The organism is Moorena sp. SIO2C4, assembly GCF_010672485.1.
Classification (GTDB): Bacteria; Cyanobacteriota; Cyanobacteriia; order Cyanobacteriales; family Coleofasciculaceae; genus Moorena; species Moorena producens.
This window is the reverse complement of record NZ_JAAHGN010000915.1, coordinates 1-3119: the sequence shown is the minus strand read 5'-3', so window position 1 is coordinate 3119 and position 3119 is coordinate 1. Positions and strand designations below refer to the sequence as shown.

The window sequence follows — 3119 nt, the reverse complement described above, 5'->3', positions numbered from 1 at the left end:
TATTGTCTTGATGCAATAGCGAGTGGGGGAAACCACGGCAGTCGCTCATGGGGGAGACCACGGCAGTCGCTCATTGGGGAAACCCCCAAGACCGCGCTGCCTCCCCAAGACCGCGCTGCCTCCCCAAGACCGCGCTGCATCGCTTCACTGATTGCTGCCTTGATAGAATCAAAGCCATGTGCTCGAAGAAGAGTTAAAACCCATGTTTTGAGCAAAGATAAGTTTAAAGGAGCTTGTCCTGACGTTTGCGGACTAATATCTTCTTCATAGATGACGTCTTTTACCCAAGGTCGAGAATTTTCAATGAGCCAATGTCCTCTAATTCCATTGGCCAAACCACGAGATAATGGTGGTTTTGAACAAAGATAATAACTGATGCTTCTATAAGTCTCATTTCCACGAGTTCCACTGCGTTTGAAGTTACCGTAAGGTAGTGGAGCCAAAATCTGCCAAGTTTTAACCCTTCTATGCATAGCCTGCCCACCATAAAGGCTCCACTACCTAAGGTTTCGTCTCAGAGACTTTAATCACACAACCAGCTCCAATCCATTTGGGGTCAAGGTTTTCGGGTGGATCAAACACTTCAATAAGACGATTTGTATTACGGTTTCTAGTTTTTTCATAATGGGTCACTTTTTGTCGTGGTGTAAGCTGGTTTGATTCCGTTTCTATTTGTTGATATAATTTGGGTTGATTTTTTTTGACTTTAACTAGATAGTCATTCCCTGACTCGACGATGGCTGCCAGAGTTTTTTTTGACAATGAAGAGCATCAAAACTAAAAACTACGGAGATGAAACCTTGAACAGTGGAGCCTTATTACAAAAGATTTAACCCTTTTCTGCATAACCGATCACCCATAAAGGCTCCACTGTTCTACGGGAACTTCAAAACCTGTTAAATCTCTGGGGGGTGACATGCAATCTGAAATCCTTACTGGATAATAATTTCAGCCTATAAGTTACAAAAATATACATTCTGTTTTGGGCTGATATTGGACGTAGTTATAAGGGGTTGAACTTCCAGAAAATGAATCGAGGGTTAATTTCTGACTGTATCTTCGATGAGGTCATTGGCATCAAAGCCTTATATACTAATGTTTTTAGGGCTCATGTCACCCCCTCAGGTTAAATCTAATAAGTCAATTAATTCTCGAACGACGTAAATTTCGCTTTCCTGTTTGTTCGACATCATTTTTACCCCTAAGACTAATCTTCTTTGATGAGCAAAAGCCGAAACACAACTGATCAAGTTTTGTTTCGCGTTATCGTAGTTACTAACAGTATTTTTGAGGCTCTTCCCATCTATGGATATCCATTCTGAAGAGGGAATAACACCATAGTGTTGACTCCATTTATTAAATACAAGTTGGAGTTCTTCGTAATCTAAATTAACCATGACTCTTCTGATCACTGAATAAGAAGGAACACGAGCATGCATGAATTTGAAGTCTATTAATCAATTCCCTTCGATGACGTTCCACAAATCTACCTAATTGTCGATAACCCCAATAACCACTCATCATTCCCATAATTATGATTAGAAGCACCAGCCAGAGAGGATGACGAAGACCATGAGGATCTCGATGATCAGGTATTTGTTTGAGATAGTCGATTAAGCTTTTTTCGATGATCCATGGGATATAAGGGAATTTAGCCCGGTTTTTCCGGCTATTGCTTCAATATACACCTTTTTGCTCTATAATGAAACAGCCCTGGGTCATTAGACACGGGGTTTCCTGCTACCTAGATCTTTATGAGATAATCGTAAGCATTTAGCGATCAGCTCTGGTCTACTAAGCTTTTGAAGCCAGGAAAACTTAGGCATTTGGCTGAGGACAGTGAGTACATGATTATTCCTGGGACTTCCCTCAAGAAGCTGATAGCTGATACGCGACACGCGCTATAGCTGAAGTCATGAGGGTAGACACTGCTGAGCTGCATGACGCTGTTGTAATAATGGAGGACACAATCTATGGCTTATTTCTGGTTCAAGGCGTTTCACTTCATTGGTGTAGTGGTTTGGTTTGCCGGTCTGTTTTATCTAGTGCGTCTGTTTGTCTATCATGCAGAGGCTTCACAGGAGCCGGAACCTGCCCAAACCATTCTCAAAAATCAGTATGAGATTATGGAAAAACGTCTCTATCACATAATTACTACCCCAGGTATGGTGGTAACGGTAGCGATGGCAATTGGTTTACTGGTCACAGAACCAGAAGTGCTCAAGCAAGGTTGGTTACATATCAAGCTGGCTTTTGTAGCCCTTTTACTGGTCTATCATTTCTATTGCGGTAGGATTATGGGACAGCTGGCTGCCAATCAATGCAGTTGGACTGGTCAGCAGTTCCGTGCTCTCAATGAGGCACCTACTGTCTTACTGATGGTAATTGTTTTACTGGCAGTGTTTAAGAACAGTTTGCCTACAGATATTACGTCTTGGTTAATTCTTGCGATGATTATAGCAATGGCTGCCTCAATTCAGTTGTATGCCAAAAAGCGGAAGCGGGACAAAGAGAAAAGCTTGGCTACCACGTCCCAAGCAGAGCCTCAGCTTTGATTATCAGCTTTGATTAATAGTCATTGGGGACCGATGTTAGTCCCCACAGGAAAGTATAATAAGGGCTTAATGTTTTTGCCCTGGAAGTTTACCGTTAACCGTTGACGTGAACTGCATCGGCTGGGTCACATGTTTTGTTTATTTTTACCGACTTAACTTATCAACCACCATTAACAAACAATCCATAACATCTTAAAGTTGCCTTATGTCCGCTATACCACTTAAATTAAATCTTAATGATGGTTCGGTGTCTTTTCCATTCACCGCCGATGCTGCCAAAAAATTGCAACGTCAGCTTTACCAACTGATGCAGAGTCTGAAAGCTGCTGCTCAGGTATCTAGTGGTGGTAGACCCAAGCCTCAACAACCGATGGAGTACCAATTTACTGGGGATGTCTTTCTTGAGATTTTCTGCAATCCCAATATCTATCCTTCTCCGTTTGCTGCTAAAGTCTTAATTACCCTCAGAGATGATCGCATCCGCTTGAGTACGGAAGCTGAACTGACTCGTGTAGTAGAAGATGTTAACCTGTATTTGGAACAAGTCAGCCTTCAGCTGACTTA

The 3119-nt window shown here is 42.1% G+C and carries 6 protein-coding genes; 2 read left to right on the top strand and 4 right to left on the bottom strand.

All coding sequences use genetic code 11. From position 1 onward, the window contains the following. From F6K20_RS31305 to F6K20_RS40255, 4 genes are all read right to left on the bottom strand, one after another. Positions 1 to 473: hypothetical protein (locus F6K20_RS31305; protein ID WP_008179916.1), on the bottom strand; the 473-nt coding region annotated here is incomplete at its 3' end. 28 nt (positions 474 to 501) lie between these two features. Then, positions 502 to 762, bottom strand: a complete 261-nt coding sequence (locus F6K20_RS31300; RefSeq protein ID WP_008179918.1) for a hypothetical protein — start codon at positions 760 to 762, stop codon at positions 502 to 504. A 359-nt stretch (positions 763 to 1121) separates the two neighbouring features. Beyond that, a complete protein-coding gene (locus F6K20_RS31295) occupies positions 1122 to 1439 on the bottom strand; it encodes an ISAs1 family transposase (protein WP_131827219.1) in 318 nt (105 codons plus the stop codon). Then, entirely contained in the window at positions 1390 to 1614 is a 225-nt protein-coding gene (locus tag F6K20_RS40255; protein WP_353736864.1) for a transposase family protein, read from the bottom strand. The genes F6K20_RS31295 and F6K20_RS40255 overlap by 50 nt, the downstream gene beginning before the upstream one ends. 359 nt (positions 1615 to 1973) lie before the next feature. Between F6K20_RS40255 and hemJ the strand changes: the two genes are divergently transcribed. Then, the gene (gene hemJ / locus F6K20_RS31290; RefSeq protein WP_008179923.1) at positions 1974 to 2555 is read left to right on the top strand and encodes a protoporphyrinogen oxidase HemJ; all 582 of its coding nucleotides are present in this window, start codon (positions 1974 to 1976) and stop codon (positions 2553 to 2555) included. A 205-nt stretch (positions 2556 to 2760) separates the two neighbouring features. Beyond that, the coding region (locus tag F6K20_RS31285; protein WP_287297328.1) for a hypothetical protein at positions 2761 to 3119 on the top strand (359 nt) is incomplete at its 3' end.